Raw genomic sequence first — 14,940 nt, forward strand, 5'->3', positions numbered from 1 at the left:
AACGGTTCTCACAACCGGTCGAGCCAGGAGCTCAGCAGCTGAGCACCGGCGTCGCCGGACTTCTCGGGGTGGAACTGGGTGGCGCTGACCGGCCCGTCCTCGACGGCGGCGACGAACCGGCCGCCGTGCTCGGCCCAGGTGACCGCCGGCGCACGACCGGCGCGGGTCGGCGTCTCGTCGGCGGCGTAGGAGTGCACGAAGTAGAACCGCTCCTGCTCCAGCCCGGCGAACAGGTCGGACCCCTCGGGCGGCGCGACCTGCGACCAGCCCATGTGCGGGACGACCGGGGCCTGCAGCCGGTGGACGGTGCCCGACCAGTGGCCGATGCCCTGCTCCTGCGGTCCGCTGCTCGGCTCGACCGAGCCCTGGAAGAGCACCTGCATGCCGACGCACACGCCCAGCACCGGCGCGCCCGCCGCGACCCGCTCGCGCACCAGGCGCAGCCCGTCGACGGCACGCAGGCCCTGCACGCAGGCGTGGAAGTTGCCGACACCGGGGACGTAGAGCCCGTCGGCGCGCAGCACCGCGTCGGGCTGCGACGTCAGGCTGACCTCGGCGCCCACGCGCTCGAGCATGCGCACGACCGAGCGCACGTTGCCGCTGCCGTAGTCGAGCACCGTCACCCGGCGCCTCACGACTCCTCCCCCAGCTCGACCCGCAGCTCCTGGTCCTCGCGGATGTCGCGGTCGAACCGCTGCACCGCGCGGGCGTGGGGCGTGACCAGCACGGCCTCCTCCTTGGTGGGTACGCCCGTGCCGGCCAGCAGGTCGCCGCCGGGCAGGGCGAGGGCGGACACGAGCGCGGCCAGCATCGACGGACAGCTGCCGCCGCGGCGGCGCAGCACGCCGAGCACGCCCTCGCGCTCGGAGTCGGCGAGGCCGGCGACGCCCATCAGGTCGCGCACGGTGGCGGGCTCGTGACCGGGCAGCACGAGCGACCCGTGCTCGGACTCCCAAGCGAGCCAACGGGATCCGGACCGCCCGCCCCGCGGGTGGACGACCAGCACGGCGCGCTCGCCCACGACGAAGAAGCCCATCGCAGACCGCAGCTGGCCCGGGACCGGGCGAGCCGCGAGGACCGAGGTGGCGCCGTCGTACGGCGGGGCGGCGGCGGACGGACCCGCAGGCACGACGGCGGTCCAGCCGCCGAGCGGGACGACGTATGCGGGCACGGTGCCGCGCCGCAGCCAGCTCCGCGCCTTCGCCGGCGCGGCCTGCAGCAGCAGGAGCCCGGGAAGCGTCGAGGAGGCGGACACCGTCAGAGGGACCCCTTGGCGCTGGGCACGCCCTGCACCCGGGGGTCGATCGCGACCGCCGCGCGCAGCGCGCGGGCGAGCGCCTTGAACTGGCACTCGACGATGTGGTGCGGGTCGCGGCCCGCCAGCAGGCGCACGTGCAGCGCCAGCCCCGCGTTGTGCGCGAGGGACTGGAAGACGTGCTGGGTCATCGAGCCGAAGTAGGTGCCGCCGATGACGGCGTACGCCTGCGCGTCGGGCTCGCCGCTGTGCGCGACGAACGGCCGCCCGGCGACGTCGACGACCGCCTGGGCGAGCGCCTCGTCGAGCGGCACCATCGCGTCGCCGAAGCGAGAGATGCCGGCCTTGTCGCCGAGCGCCTCGCGCAGCGCCTGCCCGAGCACGATCGCGGTGTCCTCGACCGTGTGGTGCCCGTCGACGTCGACGTCGCCGACGGCCTTGACCTGCAGGTCGATCAGGCTGTGCTTGCTGAAGCTCTCGAGCATGTGGTCGTAGAAGCGCACGCCCGTGGAGACGGAGTACTCCCCGACCCGTCGAGGTCGAGCGACAGCTCCACGGTGCTCTCCGACGTGCGTCGGGTGAGCGAGGCCGTCCGGTTCATGCGGTCTCCTGCTGTCGGTGGTCGGCGACCAGGTCGCCCAGCGCGGTGAGCACGGCGTCGGTCTCGGCGGGGGTGCCCGCCGTGATCCGCAGGTGGTGCGGGATGCCGACGTCGCGCACGAGCACGCCCCGGTCCAGCAGAGCCTGCCAGGTTCGCGCCGCGTCGGCGAACCCGCCGACCAGCACGAAGTTGGCGTCGCTCGGCACCGGGTCGAGCCCGAGGTCGCGGGTGCCGGTGACGAGACGGTCGCGCTCGGCCTTGATCGCCTCGACCATGCCGAGCAGCGCGCCGGTGTGCTCCAGCGCCGCGCGCGCGGTGGCCTGGGTGACGCTGCTGAGGTGGTACGGCAGCCGCACCAGGCGCAGCAGCTCGGTGAGCGCGGGGTCGGCGGCGAGGTATCCCAGCCGCACCCCGGCGAACGCGAACGCCTTGCTCATCGTGCGGGTGACGACCAGCCGCTCGCGCCCGGGCAGCAGGGTGAGCGCGCTCGGCGTGCCGGGCCGGGCGAACTCGGCATAGGCCTCGTCGACGATCACCACGGCGCCCTGCGCCGCGTCGTGCACGGCCTCGACCACGTCGAGCCCGAGCGCGGTGCCGGTCGGGTTGTTGGGCGAGGTCAGGAAGACCAGCGCCGGGTCGGCCGCGCGGACCTGCTCGACCGCGGTGGTGACGTCGAGGTCGTAGGCGCCCGAGGGCGTACCGCGCAGGCCGTCGACCCAGGTCGTGCCGACCGAGCGGGCGATGATCGGGTGCATGGAGTAGGACGGGGTGAAGCCGAGCGCGACCCGGCCGGGCCCGCCGAACGCCTGGACCAGGTGCGAGAGCACCTCGTTGCTGCCGTTGGCCGCCCACAGCTGCTCGGTGGCGAGCGGCTGACCGGTCGTGGCGGTCAGGTAGCCCGCGAGCGCCGCGCGCAGCGCGGTGAACTCACGGTCGGGGTAGCGGTTCAGGGTCGGGGCGACCTCGCCCACCGCCGCGACGATGGCCTCGACCACCTCGGCCGGCACGGGGTAGGAGCTCTCGTTGGTGTTGAGCGCGACGGGCACGTCGAGCTGCGGGGCGCCGTAGGGCTCCTGGCCCCGCAGGTCTTCGCGCAGCAGCGCGCGCAGGTCACTCATCGGCGAAACGCACGGTGACCGCCTGCCCGTGGGCCGGCAGGTCCTCGGCCTCGGCGAGCGTCACCACCGCGCGGGAGACCTCGCGCAGCGCGTCGCGGGAGTAGTCGACGACGTGGATGCCGCGCAGGAACGACTGCACCGACAGGCCCGAGCTGTGGCACGCGCAGCCACCGGTGGGCAGCACGTGGTTGGACCCGGCGCAGTAGTCGCCGAGGCTCACCGGGGCGTACGGCCCGACGAAGATCGCGCCGGCGTTGCGCACCCGCGCGGCGACCGCGGAGGCGTCGCGGGTCTGGATCTCGAGGTGCTCGGCGGCGTAGGCGTCGACCACCCGCAGCCCCGCCTCGACGTCGTCGACCAGCACGATCGCCGACTGCTCGCCCGCGAGGGAGACGCGGATGCGCTCGCTGTGCTTGGTGGCGGCGACCTGGGCGGTCAGCGCCTCCTCGACGGCGCCGGCGAGCGCGTCGCTGTCGGTGACCAGCACCGCGGCGGCGAGCTCGTCGTGCTCGGCCTGGCTGATCAGGTCGGCGGCGACGTGGCCGGGGTCGGCGCTGTCGTCGGCGAGGATCGCGATCTCGGTCGGGCCGGCCTCGGAGTCGATGCCGATCAGGCCCTTGAGCAGCCGCTTGGCCGCGACGACGTAGATGTTGCCGGGGCCGGTGACGAGGCTGACCGGCTCGCACACGGTGGTGCCGTCGGCCTCGCGGGCGCCGTAGGCGAACATCGCGATCGCCTGGGCGCCGCCGACGGCGTAGACCTCCTCGACGCCGAGCAGCGCGCAGGCCGCGAGCACGCCCGGGTCGGGGTAGCCCGCGAAGGCCCCGGTGTTGGTGCGCTGCGGCGGGCTGGCCACGGCGATCGAGGGGACCTGCGCCTCCTGGGCCGGCACGACGTTCATGACGACGCTGGACAGCAGCGGCGCCTTGCCGCCGGGGACGTAGAGCCCGACCCGGTCGACCGGCACCCAGCGCTCGGTCACCGTGCCGCCGTCGGCGAGCGTCGTGGTGACGTCGGTGCGGCGCTGGTCGGCGTGGACCGCCCGGGCGCGCTCGATGGAGGTCTCCAGCGCGGTGCGTACGTCGGGGTCGAGCTGCTCGAGCGCGCTCGCCAGGAGCTCGGCCGGCACCCGGAGCCGGGTGGGGCGCACGCCGTCGAACCGCTCGGACAGCTCGCGCAGCGCGTCGGCGCCGCGGTGATGCACCTCGTCGCAGATCGGTCGCACGGCGTCGAGGGCGGCCTCGACGTCGAAAGCGGCACGGGGCAACGCGTCGCGCAGGCCGCGGGCGTCGAGCGACGCCAGCGCGGGGCCGCGCAGGTCGGTACGGCTGATCACCCCTCCAGTCTAGGGAGGGGTGGGAAGTGGCCCGGGCCACGTCTGGTGCCTGGGACGGCGGACGGGGTGGGGTCAGTGGCGGGCGGTGCGCGCCCCGGGACCGGGCGGGGTGCCGTAGAACACGTCGTCGACGACCGAGCGGGCGTGGCGCGCGCGGCGGCGGTACTCGTCGTGCAGCTGCGGGCCGGAGGCGGGCGGGTAGCCGAGGATGCGGCCGATGCCGTCGCCGTCGCGCAGGTCGGACGGCAGCGCGTCGACCGCGCGGCCGCGCCAGAGCACCGAGGCGTTGCGCAGCCGGGTCGCGAACGTCCACGCCTCGCGCAGCGCCTCGGCCTGCTCGGCGTCGAGCAGCCCCGCTTCGGCCGCGGCGGCCAGCGGGGTCATGGTGCCGGGGTGACGAAGACCGGCCACCTCGCTCGCGTGCTGCAGCTGCAGCAGCTGCACGGTCCACTCGACGTCGGAGAGCCCGCCGTGCCCCAGCTTGAAGTGGGTCTTGCGGTCGCCGCCGCGCGGGATGCGCTCGGCCTCCATGCGCGCCTTGAGCGTGCGGATCTGGCGCACGGCCGAGGAGGAGATGCCGCCCTCGGGCCAGCGCAGCGGGTCGATGAGCTCGACCATCCGCGCACCCAGGTCGCGGTCGCCGGCCACCGGGGTCGCGCGCAGCAGCGCCTGGGCCTCCCACCCCTCGCTCCAGCGGGAGTAGTACGAGCGGTAGGACTCCAGGCTGCGCACCAGCGGGCCGGACTTGCCCTCGGGCCGCAGCGACGCGTCGATCTCGAACGCCGGGTCGGGGCCGTTCAGCTTGCCCAGCCGGCTCAGCTCGGTGACGACGGCGAGGGCGTGCTCCTGCGCGTCCTGGTCGTCGGCGCCGTCGTGCGGCTCGTGCACGAACATCACGTCGGCGTCGCTGCTGTAGCCCAGCTCGCGACCGCCGAACCGGCCCATGCCGATGACCGCGATCGCGCACGGGGCCGCGCCGTCGCGCTCGGCGGCGACCTGACGCTCCGCCAGGTCGAGCAGCACCTGCAGGGTGGCCGCGGTGATCTCGGTGAGCCCCTCCTCGACGGTGTCGAGGTCGATCTCGCCGAGCAGGTCGGCGACCGACACCCGCAGCAGCTCGGTGCGGCGCACCGCCCGGACGGCGTGCGCCGCGGCCTCGACGTCGTCGTGGCGGGCGGCAGCGCGCTGCATCTGCTCGGTGATCGCGGACCGGTCGCGCGGGCGCAGCGGCTCGGAGCTGCTGAGCAGGCTGACGGCCGACGGCGAGCGCTCGAGCATCGCCGCGGCGTAACGGCTGCGCGCCAGCACCCGGGCGAGCTGCTCGGCACCGCTGCCCTCGCGCAGCTGCTTGAGGAACCACGGGCTCGAGCCGAGCTCCTCGCTGATCTTGCGGAAGGCCAGCAGACCCGCGTCGGGGTCGGCCTCCTCGGCGAACCACTGCAGCATCACCGGCAGCAGCGTGCGCTGCATGACCGCGCGCCGGCTCACGCCGCTGGTGAGCGCCTCGACGTGCCGGATGGCACCGCCCGGGTCGCGAAAACCCAACGCTGCCAAGCGATCTCGTGCGTCGTCAAGGCTCAGGCGCGCGTCGTCGTCGTCGAGCCGCGCCACGGCGGACAGCAGCGGGCGGTAGAACAGCCGCTCGTGCATGCGGCGCACCTCACGGGCCTGCTCGCGCCACAGCCGGGTCACCGCCTCGGCGGAGTCGCTGCGCAGCCCGACCGACCGGCCCAGCCGCCGCAGGTCGGCCTCGGCCGTGGGCATCAGGTGGGTGCGGCGCATGCGATAGAGCTGGATCCGGTGCTCCAGCACCCGCAGCCGGCGGTAGGCGTCGTCGAGGTCGTGCGCGTCGGTGCGACCGACGTACCCCCGCTCGGAGAGGGCCTCCAGCGCGGCGAGGGTGCCCCGCATGCGGATGTGCTCGTCGGTGCGGCCGTGCACCAGCTGCAGCAGCTGCACGCTGAACTCGATGTCGCGCAGCCCGCCCGGGCCGAGCTTGAGCTGGCGCGCGGCCTCGGCGGGCGGCACGTGCTGCTCGACGCGCCGCCGCATCGCCTGCACGTCCTCGACGAAGTTGTCGCGCCGGGACGCCTGCCAGACCAGCGGACCCACGGCCTCGAGGTACGCCTGCCCCAGCTCGGCGTCGCCGGCCACCGGGCGGGCCTTGAGCAGCGCCTGGAACTCCCACGTCTTGGCCCAGCGGTCGTAGTAGGCGCGGTGGCTCGCGACGGTGCGCACCAGCGGCCCCTGGGCGCCCTCGGGCCGCAGGTTGGCGTCGACGGTCCACAGGCTCCCCTCCGTGGCCGCGGAGCAGGCGCGCATCGTGGCGGTCGCGAGCGCGGTGGCGACGGCGAGGGCGTCGTCCTCGTCAGCGCCCTCGGCGGGCTCGGCCACGAAGATGACGTCGACGTCGGAGATGTAGTTGAGCTCCCGGCCGCCGCACTTGCCCATCCCGATGATCGCGAGCCGGCAGCGGTCGGCGCCCTCGACCTCCTCGCGCGCGATGTGCAGCGCCGCCTCGAGCGCGGCGGCGGCCAGGTCGGCGAGCGCGGCCGCGACCTGGGGGAACTGCGCCTCGGGGTCGCCGGTGAGGTCGACCGCGGCGATGCGCACCAGCTGGCGGCGGTAGGCGATGCGCAGCGCGTCGTAGCGCGTGCGGTCGTCGGGCCGGGCGTCGATGTCGGCCTGCAGGGCGGCGGTGAGGGTCTCGGCGTCGTCGATGCGCGCGTCGAGCAGGTCGTGCCAGTGCTCGGGGTGGCGCACCAGGTGGTCGGTGAGCGCGGTCGACCCGCCGAGCACCTGGACCAGCCGTTCGCGGCCCGCCCCGTCGTGCAGCAGCAGCCGGCGCAGCTCCTCGACCTCGGACCGCGGCAGCACCTCGGCGAGCCGGACCAGGCCCAGCAGCGCCTGGTCGGGGTCGGCGACCCGGCCGAGCGCCTCGACCAGCTCGCGCGCGCTGGCGTCGGTGACGTCGCGCACGCCGAGCTCGTCCAGCAGGCCGACGGCCCGGGAGGTGTCGGTCAGCCCGGCCCGGGCGAGCGTGCTGGCCTGCCCGTCGTGCCGCTTGGCGCGATCGCTCACAGCCGCTTGAGGTACTGGTCGAGCTCGAACTGGGTGACCTGCTCGCGGTAGGCGCTCCACTCGGCCCGCTTGTTGCGCAGGAAGAAGTCGAAGACGTGCTCGCCGAGCGTCTCGGCGACCAGGTCGGAGTCCTCCATGATGCGGATCGCCTCGTCGAGCGAGGACGGCAGCGGGTCGATGCCCATGGCGCGCCGCTCGCGGTCGGTGAGCTGCCAGACGTCGTCCTCGGCCTCGGGCGGCAGCTCGTAGCTCTCCTCGATGCCCTTGAGCCCGGCCGCGAGCAGCACGGCGTAGGCGAGGTAGGGGTTGCACGCGGAGTCGATGGAGCGCACCTCGACGCGCACGCTCTGCTCCTTGCCGGGCTTGTGCATCGGCACGCGCACCATGGCGCTGCGGTTGTTGTGGCCCCAGCACACGTGCGCCGGCGCCTCGCCGCCGCTCCAGATGCGCTTGTAGGAGTTGACCCACTGGTTGGTCACGGCGCTGATCTCGTTGGCGTGGACCAGCAGGCCGGCGATGAACTGCCGGCCGGTCTTGGACAGCTGGTAGGGCGCGCCGGCCTCGTAGAACGCGTTGGAGTCGCCGTCGAACAGCGACAGGTGCGTGTGCATCGCCGAACCCGGTTGTCCCACCAGGGGTTTGGGCATGAACGAGGCGAAGACGCCGCGCTCCAGCGCGGTCTCCTTGACGATCGCGCGGAAGGTCATGACGTTGTCGGCGGTGGACAGGGCGTCGGCGTAGCGCAGGTCGATCTCGTTCTGTCCGGGGCCGCCCTCGTGGTGGCTGAACTCGACCGAGATGCCCATCTGCTCGAGCCGGGTGATCGCGGCGCGGCGGAAGTCGTGGGCGGTGCCGTAGGGCACGTGGTCGAAGAAGCCGGCCTCGTCGACGGGCTGCGGCGGGCGTCCGGGCTCGAGGTCGGGCTTGAACAGGTAGAACTCGATCTCGGGGTGGGTGTAGAAGGTGAACCCCTGCTCCCCCGCCTTGCTCATCGCCCGGCGCAGCACGGTGCGCGGGTCGGCCTGGCTCGGGGTGCCGTCGGGCAGCCGGATGTCGGCGAACATGCGCGCGGTCGTCGGCCCGCCCTCGCCGCGCCACGGCAGCACCTGGAAGGTCGCCGCGTCGGGGCGCAGCAGCATGTCCGCCTCGAACACGCGGGCCAGGCCCTCGATCACGCTGCCGTCGAACCCGATGCCCTCGGCGAAGGCCCCCTCGAGCTCGGCGGGCGCGATGGCCACCGACTTCAGGGTGCCGAGCACGTCGGTGAACCACACGCGCACGAACCGGATGTCGCGCTCCTCGATGGTGCGCAGGACGAACTCTTGCTGGCGGTCCATGTCACGATCCTGCCGCACGCGTCGGCCGCGGCGCAGGCGGGCGTCCGGTGACGGACGGCACGGACCGCCACAGCACCACCGCGGCCAGCAGCCCGATCACCCCCGACGCCGCGATCGCGGCCCCGAGCGAGAGCAGCGCGGTGAAGCCCGACAGCAGCGCCGGGCCGCCGGTGGCGCCGATGTCGGACAGCTCGCGCCAGATGCCGAGGAACTGCGCCCGGCCCACCGGGGGCGAGAAGTCGGCGCCGAGGGTCATGACCATCCCCGAGCCGATGCCGTTGCCGAAGCCGAGCACGCAGGAGACGACGGTGAACGCGACGAGGCCGCTGGTGAGCGGCATCGCGAGCAGCGCCAGGCCCATGACGAGCATCGAGGGCACGGTGACCCAGCGCCGGCCGCGCACGTCCATGACCTTGCCGGCGGGGTAGAACACGAGCATGTCGATGCCGCCCGCGACGCCGTAGACGATCGACGCGGTCTGCGGGGACAGGCCCAGGTTCTCGGCCCACAGCGGGATGACGACCTGGCGCGAGGCGCGCACCGCGGCGACGAGCATGATGCCGACGCCGACCGTGAGGAAGGTCCGCCGGTGCTCGCTCAGCACGCCGCGCACCGTGACGGGGGTCGCCGCGGATCCCGTGCTGCGCGAGGGCAGCTCGGGCAGCAGCGCACCCACGAGCCCGGCGACGACGAGCGCGAGGCCGCAGACGGCGTACGCACCCCGCAGGTCGGTGAGCTGGATCGCCGCCGCGCCGAGGAACGGCCCGACGAACACGCCCACGCGCATGACCCCGCCGAGGGTGGACAGCGCCCGCGCGCGGTAGTGCGCGGGGATCGCCTCGGTGAGGTAGCTCTGCCGGGCGAGCATGAAGACCGAGGCGCTGACCCCGAACAGCAGCACGCCGGAGGCGAAGACGGCCAGGCTCGGCGCGAGCGCGCACAGCACCGAGGCGACCACGCCGAGCGCCGCCGCGCCGACGATGGCCCACCGCTCGCCGAACCGGTGGGTGATGACCGACGCCGGCACGTTGAACAGCAGCGACCCGACGTTGATGAGCATGACCACGGCCGCCGCCATCGGCACGCTGGCACCGAGGTCGCGCGCGGACAGGGCGACCACCGGGAGGATCGCGCCCTCGCCGAGGCCGAACAGCAGGCTCGGGCCGTACGCCGGGATCGCCAGCCGGCGCAGGTCGACAGGGCGGTCGGTGGTCACCGTCGCCAACCTAGCCAGCGGCGACGGGTGCCGATCAGCGGGGCGTCACAGCATCCGGCCGTGCACGTCCCAGCCCTCGGTGGGCACCCGGCTGAGCGCCTTCATCCGGCGGAAGCCGACCGCGTGCCCGGACATCAGGTTGGCGAAGCTCAGCCAGAAGCCGTCCTTGTGCCGGTCGACGGAGCGCAGGTAGGCGGGGACGTCGACCTGCCGGGCGACGTTCTTGCCGGCGAACAGGGCGACCATGTCCATCGCGTGCTGCGGGGCGTAGTAGGCCCCGACCCGGTCGGCGGTGTACTCCTGCGCGCGGCTCAGGCTCGGGGCGAGCCGCAGCAGGGTGAGGACCGGCGTGATGCCCTGGCGCCACAGGTTCACGTGGCCGCACTTGATGTGCCCGAGCTCGTGGGCGAGCACGAAGCGCAGCGCGCCGGCGTTGCCGTGCACGTAGGCCAGGTCGGCGAGGTCGCTGTAGACCACGACGTAGCCGCGCTGCAGCTGGCACTTGGCGGCGAAGGCGTTCATCGTGCCGTTGCCGTTGACCATGTACAGCCGCGGGACCTGCGCCATCCGGCCCGGGCCCGCGCCGAAGCCCATCTGCCGGGCCAGGTCGGCGTAGATGGCCCACAGGTCGGGGAACTGCTCGTCGGTGACCTCGACCCCGTTGGCGATCTGCGTCCAGTACATCCACCGGATGTAGACGAGGCTGAGCACGGGCAGCGCGAGCCCGCCCAGCACGACGATCGACCACTGCGCGAGCTGCACGCCCGAGAGCAGCGCCCCGACCGCGCCGATCGCCACGACGGCGGTGAGCCCCACGCCGAGGGCGAGCATCGGCACCTCGGCCCGGTGCCGCAGCTGCGGCACGGTCGGGCCGGTCTCGACCGCCCGCGTCCGGTCGTCCTCGATGCGCACGGTCATGGCGCCCCCTCTCGTCGACGGCCGGCCCGGTCTGCGGCCGCACCTGTCGGCCGGCCGGCCGTGGGCCAACGCTAGCGAGGGTCTCGGCCAGCACCCACCGATTGCGCCCGGCATCGAGCCGGACGGCTCCGAGGCGCTGCATCTCCAGCAGCCAGCCGAGCATCGGGAACTCGCCCCAGCGCTCGTGGAAGAGGTTGGCGTTGCGCACGATCGACGCGGCGTGCTGCACCGGCGGGCGCCTCGTCGGGTGGTGCTGGTGGTAGGCGACCGCGCCCCCGACCCAGGTCATGCCGCCACCGAGCGCTCGCACCCGCCAGGCCAGGTCGGTGTCCTCGCCGCCGTAGCCGGTGTAGGCCTCGTCGAAGCCGCCGACCTGCTGCCAGGACCCGCGGTCGATCGCGAACGACAGCGACCAGAACAGCCGCAGGTCGGCGCCGTGCACGACCTGGCCGGGTGCCGGGGCCGGCCGGGCCGGGTGCGGCCGGGAGCGGGCCAGGTCGGAGTCGTCGTACGCCGTCTGCCCCTCGGCGAGCGGGTCCAGGTAGTGCACGACGCCCGACCACAGGTGCGCGCGCCGGGTGGGCCGGGCGACCTCGGCATAGCGCGCGAGCAGCTGCGGCGCGGGGAGGCAGTCGACGTCGAGCAGCACCACCACGTCGGCCCCGCGCTCGAGAACCGTTGCGGCGCCGAGGTTTCGGGCCGCCGCCAGCGGGAGCTCGCGGTCGGCGAGCGGCAGGTGCAAGGTGGTCGCCGAAGGGGCGCCCTCGGCGACCACCTGCTCGACCTCGGGATCGCCCATGGCGACGACGACGTGCGCGTCGGGCGGCTGCGCCTGCCGCCGCAGGTGCGCCAGCTGCGCGCGCAGGTGGCGGTGCCGGCCGTGCACCGTCGTCACGAGCCCGATGCGCGTCACGGCGCCGCCTCTCCGTGCGCGACCCGCTCGAGCACCTCGGCGGCCCGGGCCGCGCCGCGGCCGTCGTTCCACAGCAGCCACTTCTCGGCCGGGAGAGCCGTCGCGCGCGCCAGCAGGCCGGGCCAGTCGTGCGGCTGCGGCCAGTCGTCGAGGGCGACGGCGAGGTCGAGCGTGCGCAGCGCCGCCACCGTCGCCTGCTGCTCGTCGAACGGGCGGGGCTGGGCGATCACCACCGCGGGGCGCTGGGCGGCGGCCACCTCGGCCACGGCGTTCTGGCCCGCGTGGCAGACCACCACCGCGGCCTCCTGCAGCAGCCGCCACACCTCGTCGCCCGACCGCTCGTCGCGCGACCCGTCGGCGAACACCCACCGCCAGCCCGGCGTCGCCTCGCGCGCCGCGCTCAGCTGTGCCGACGGCACCGGCCCGCCGCCGCCCCACAGGCACAGCACCGTCCGGCTGCCCGGGTCGGCCGGCGCGACGGGCCGACCGTCGAAGCGGGACAGCGCCCCGACGTGCGCGGTGCGGGAGAGCACCTCGCGCGGCCACGGCTCGGGCGCGGCCGCGGGCCACGGGGCGACGAGCGCCTCGGCCACGTCGTAGGCCAGCCGGTGCGGCCGGTCGGACCGGTCGCCCCGCATGGCCACGACCACCACCGGCACACCCAGCAGGCGGCCGAGCGCTGCGACCTCTGCGGAGACGTCGACGACCAGGGCGCGCGGGCGTACGTCGGTGACCCAGGTGGCGATGCGCTGCATCCGGTCGCGAAAACCGTTGTGTCCCAACGGCGCCCAGTGAAGCGCGCCGTGCGCCGTCACGTCGCCGTCGGGGCGCGGCTGGTCGTCGCGCGGCAGCTGGAGCCAGGGCCCGGAGTGCTCCAGCGGGCGGGCCAGGCTGCTGATGCCGGTGACCGGCAGGTCGAGCGCGGCGGCGATGCTCAGCATCCGGTGCAGGTGCCCCGAGCCCTGGTGGTGCACGTAGTAGCCGATCACCACGCCACCCCTGGACCACCCTGCGGTAGCACCGCGCGTGCGACGCGGCGATGTCGCGCTGCTGGCTGCGGCGCTCACCCTCCGTGGCCTGCCGCCGCTCCTGCGAGCGCGCGAGCCCGACCGCCGTGACCAGCTCGTCGACGGCCCGGTCGTCGGTGCCCTCCGGCCAGTGCAGCAGCCGGTGCTGCTGGTGCCAGTAGCCCCGGTCGGAGGCCAGGACCGCGGTGCCGGTGTCGTACGCCGCCTCGACCCAGCCGGAGTGGCTGCCCCACGCGTAGGGCAGGGCCAGGGCGTCGGCGTCGTCGAGCCAGGCGCGCACCTGCTCCTCGGGCACCCGCCGCTGCAGCGCCTCCACCCGCCAGCCCGGCTGCTGCGACAGCCGGCAGACCTCCCGGGCGATCTGCCGGTCACGCTCGTCGCGGGGCGCCTGCACGACCGCGAGGTCGAGCACGACGGTGCGCACGAGCGGCCGGTCGGCCGGCCAGCGCTCGAGCAGCTCCAGCGCCTGCAGCACGTGCAGGTTGGCGCGAGCGGCCCGCACGGGCAGCAGGATCCGCGGGTCGGCGTCGTCGTCGCGGACGGGGTCGCGGGACGGGCCGACGAGGTGCAGCGGGAGCTGGTGCGGGTGCGGCACGACCGTGGCGTGCCGGCCCCACCGGCGCCGGATCTCGGTGGCGGCCCCGGGGGTCAGGGTCAGCACCTCCCCCGCCGCGTCGGTCACGTCGGCGAGCAGCGCGTGGTGCCGGCCCTGGGTGCGCAGGTGCGGGTTGTCGATGTCGTGGACGGTCACGACCAACGCGATGCCCGAGTCGGCCAACGCCCTGATCCAGCAACGCATCTCGGCGTCCGACAGATGCTCGTAACCGAAGTGCAGATGGATCACGTCGACGTCGTCGGCGTGCGCCCTGACCCACTCCGGCGACAGTGCCGGCGAGGGCGACCATCCCTGCGCCGGCCTCGGCTCGCGATCCGCGACGTGCTGCACCCCCACTCGCCGATGCCGGTCATCACGTGCCGGACGTACGGGTGGTCACCGGGGACGTGGCAGACCCGCAGGCTCACGCGACGCTCGGGGTGCGCTGACGCACGAGGTGGGCGTAGAGCTCGAGGTAGCGCGCGACCATCAGGTCCAGCGACAGGTGCTCCTCGGCGAACGCCCGCACCCGCGCCCGGGACAGTCGGGTGGCCTCGCGCAGCGCGCCGGAGAGCGCGTCGACGTCGCCGGGCCGCACGAGGCGCCCGACCGCGGGGTCGGTGAGGGTCTCGGCGATGCCGCCGCAGGCGTACGCCACGACCGGGGTGCCGCACGCCAGCGCCTCGGCGACGACCAGCCCGAACGGCTCCGGCCAGTGCGGCGTCACGAGGGCCACCGCGGACCGGCCGACGAGCTCGGCGAGCGCCGGCGCAGCCAGGTGCCCGACGTACGTCGTGCGCGGGCCGAGCAGCGGACGGATCCGCTCGGCGAAGTAGACCGGGTCGTCGACCGGGCCGGCGAGCCGGATGGCCAGGCCCGCGCGGGCGGCCGCGTGGATCGCGTCGTGCGGCGCCTTCTCGGGCGTGATGCGACCGGACCAGACGACGTCGTCACCGCCCGGGCCGGGGCGCCACAGCCGCAGGTCGACGCCGTTGGGCACCACGCTCGGCGCGCGGTCCAGGCACCAGCTGTCGGCGGTCGCCCGGCTGACCGCGGTGACCTCGCCGGCGCGCGCGCCGGCGACCTCGAACGCCGACTCCATCCACGCGATGGGCGGGGTGTGCAGCGTCGTGACCAGCGGGCAGGGCAGCGTCTCGGCGAGGCTGATCGGGAGGTGGTGCAGGGAGTGGTTGTGCACCACGTCGACGTCGGCGCGGGCCAGCGCGGTCATCGCCCGCAGGTAGGCGTGGTGCTCGCGCAGGAACCCGGCGGGCGGGGCGTAGCGGTCGGCCAGCGCCAGGTCGGACGGGCTCCACCCGCCCCCGTCCAGCTCCAGGCCCGGCGTGAGGAAGTCCGAGCCCTCGGGCGCGACCACGAGGGTCTGCACCCCTTCGGCCCGCAGTCCCCGGGCGAGGTTCCAGACCATCGCCTCCATGCCGCCGAGGAACGGCCGTCGCAGCGGGTGCCTCGACGGAGCTACCAGGGCTACCCGCAACGGACGACGCGTGATCGCCATCTGATCTTCGACTCCTTCGTCTCCTC

At 74.6% G+C, this 14,940-nt stretch carries 10 protein-coding genes and 2 pseudogenes; all 12 read right to left on the reverse strand.

Features of this window, described 5'->3' with window-relative positions:
• Positions 1–8: 8 nt before the first annotated feature.
• The 12 genes and pseudogenes from hisH to QUE40_RS09790 all read right to left on the reverse strand — a co-directional run bounded on the left by hisH (position 9) and on the right by QUE40_RS09790 (position 14,914).
• On the reverse strand, positions 9–635 hold the full coding sequence (hisH, locus tag QUE40_RS09735) for an imidazole glycerol phosphate synthase subunit HisH (protein WP_289230827.1): 627 nt from the start codon (positions 633–635) through the stop codon (positions 9–11).
• Positions 632–1,255 (reverse strand): hypothetical protein, encoded by a 624-nt coding sequence (locus QUE40_RS09740; protein ID WP_289230828.1) that lies wholly within the window; start codon positions 1,253–1,255, stop codon positions 632–634. The genes hisH and QUE40_RS09740 overlap by 4 nt, the downstream gene beginning before the upstream one ends.
• 2 nt (positions 1,256–1,257) lie before the next feature.
• A pseudogene (gene hisB, locus QUE40_RS09745) lies at positions 1,258–1,856 on the reverse strand (imidazoleglycerol-phosphate dehydratase HisB).
• Entirely contained in the window at positions 1,853–2,974 is a 1,122-nt protein-coding gene (locus tag QUE40_RS09750; protein ID WP_142005472.1) for a histidinol-phosphate transaminase, read from the reverse strand. Before QUE40_RS09750 ends, hisB begins: the two are co-directional and overlap by 4 nt.
• Positions 2,967–4,310 carry a histidinol dehydrogenase gene (gene hisD, locus QUE40_RS09755; RefSeq protein WP_142005473.1) on the reverse strand — a complete coding sequence of 448 codons (1,344 nt, stop codon included), beginning with the start codon at positions 4,308–4,310 and terminating at the stop codon, positions 2,967–2,969. Before hisD ends, QUE40_RS09750 begins: the two co-directional genes overlap by 8 nt.
• Before the next feature lie 72 nt (positions 4,311–4,382).
• Positions 4,383–7,391, reverse strand: a complete 3,009-nt coding sequence (locus QUE40_RS09760) for a bifunctional [glutamine synthetase] adenylyltransferase/[glutamine synthetase]-adenylyl-L-tyrosine phosphorylase (protein ID WP_289230829.1) — start codon at positions 7,389–7,391, stop codon at positions 4,383–4,385.
• Positions 7,388–8,728 (reverse strand): glutamine synthetase family protein, encoded by a 1,341-nt coding sequence (locus QUE40_RS09765; RefSeq protein ID WP_142005475.1) that lies wholly within the window; start codon positions 8,726–8,728, stop codon positions 7,388–7,390. The genes QUE40_RS09760 and QUE40_RS09765 overlap by 4 nt, the downstream gene beginning before the upstream one ends.
• A 1-nt stretch (position 8,729) precedes the next feature.
• The gene (locus QUE40_RS09770; protein ID WP_433996988.1) at positions 8,730–9,953 is read right to left on the reverse strand and encodes an MFS transporter; all 1,224 of its coding nucleotides are present in this window, start codon (positions 9,951–9,953) and stop codon (positions 8,730–8,732) included.
• A gap of 36 nt (positions 9,954–9,989) precedes the next feature.
• Complete coding sequence (locus QUE40_RS09775; RefSeq protein WP_211344554.1) at positions 9,990–10,862, reverse strand: M48 family metallopeptidase; 873 nt, start codon at positions 10,860–10,862, stop codon at positions 9,990–9,992.
• A gap of 283 nt (positions 10,863–11,145) precedes the next feature.
• Positions 11,146–11,661: pseudogene (locus QUE40_RS09780) on the reverse strand (glycosyltransferase family 2 protein); the annotation flags it as partial.
• Between the two features lie 110 nt (positions 11,662–11,771).
• Positions 11,772–12,764: a glycosyltransferase gene (locus QUE40_RS09785; RefSeq protein WP_289230831.1), complete on the reverse strand. Its 993-nt coding sequence runs from the start codon at positions 12,762–12,764 to the stop codon at positions 11,772–11,774.
• 1,058 nt (positions 12,765–13,822) lie between these two features.
• Positions 13,823–14,914, reverse strand: coding sequence for a glycosyltransferase family 4 protein (locus QUE40_RS09790; RefSeq protein ID WP_289230832.1), 1,092 nt, complete (start codon positions 14,912–14,914; stop codon positions 13,823–13,825).
• Between the last annotated feature and the right edge of the window lie 26 nt (positions 14,915–14,940).

Source organism: Barrientosiimonas endolithica (assembly GCF_030296655.1).
Classification (GTDB): Bacteria; Actinomycetota; Actinomycetes; order Actinomycetales; family Dermatophilaceae; genus Barrientosiimonas; species Barrientosiimonas humi.

Bases quoted from the DNA above. Each gene is read 5' to 3' on its own strand.
- QUE40_RS09765 (WP_142005475.1), bottom strand. From the start codon at position 8,728: ATGGACCGCCAGCAAGAGTTCGTCCTGCGCACCATCGAGGAGCGCGAC.
- QUE40_RS09790 (WP_289230832.1), bottom strand. From the start codon at position 14,914: ATGGCGATCACGCGTCGTCCGTTGCGGGTAGCCCTGGTAGCTCCGTCG.
- QUE40_RS09775 (WP_211344554.1), bottom strand. From the start codon at position 10,862: ATGACCGTGCGCATCGAGGACGACCGGACGCGGGCGGTCGAGACCGGC.
- QUE40_RS09750 (WP_142005472.1), bottom strand. From the start codon at position 2,974: ATGAGTGACCTGCGCGCGCTGCTGCGCGAAGACCTGCGGGGCCAGGAG.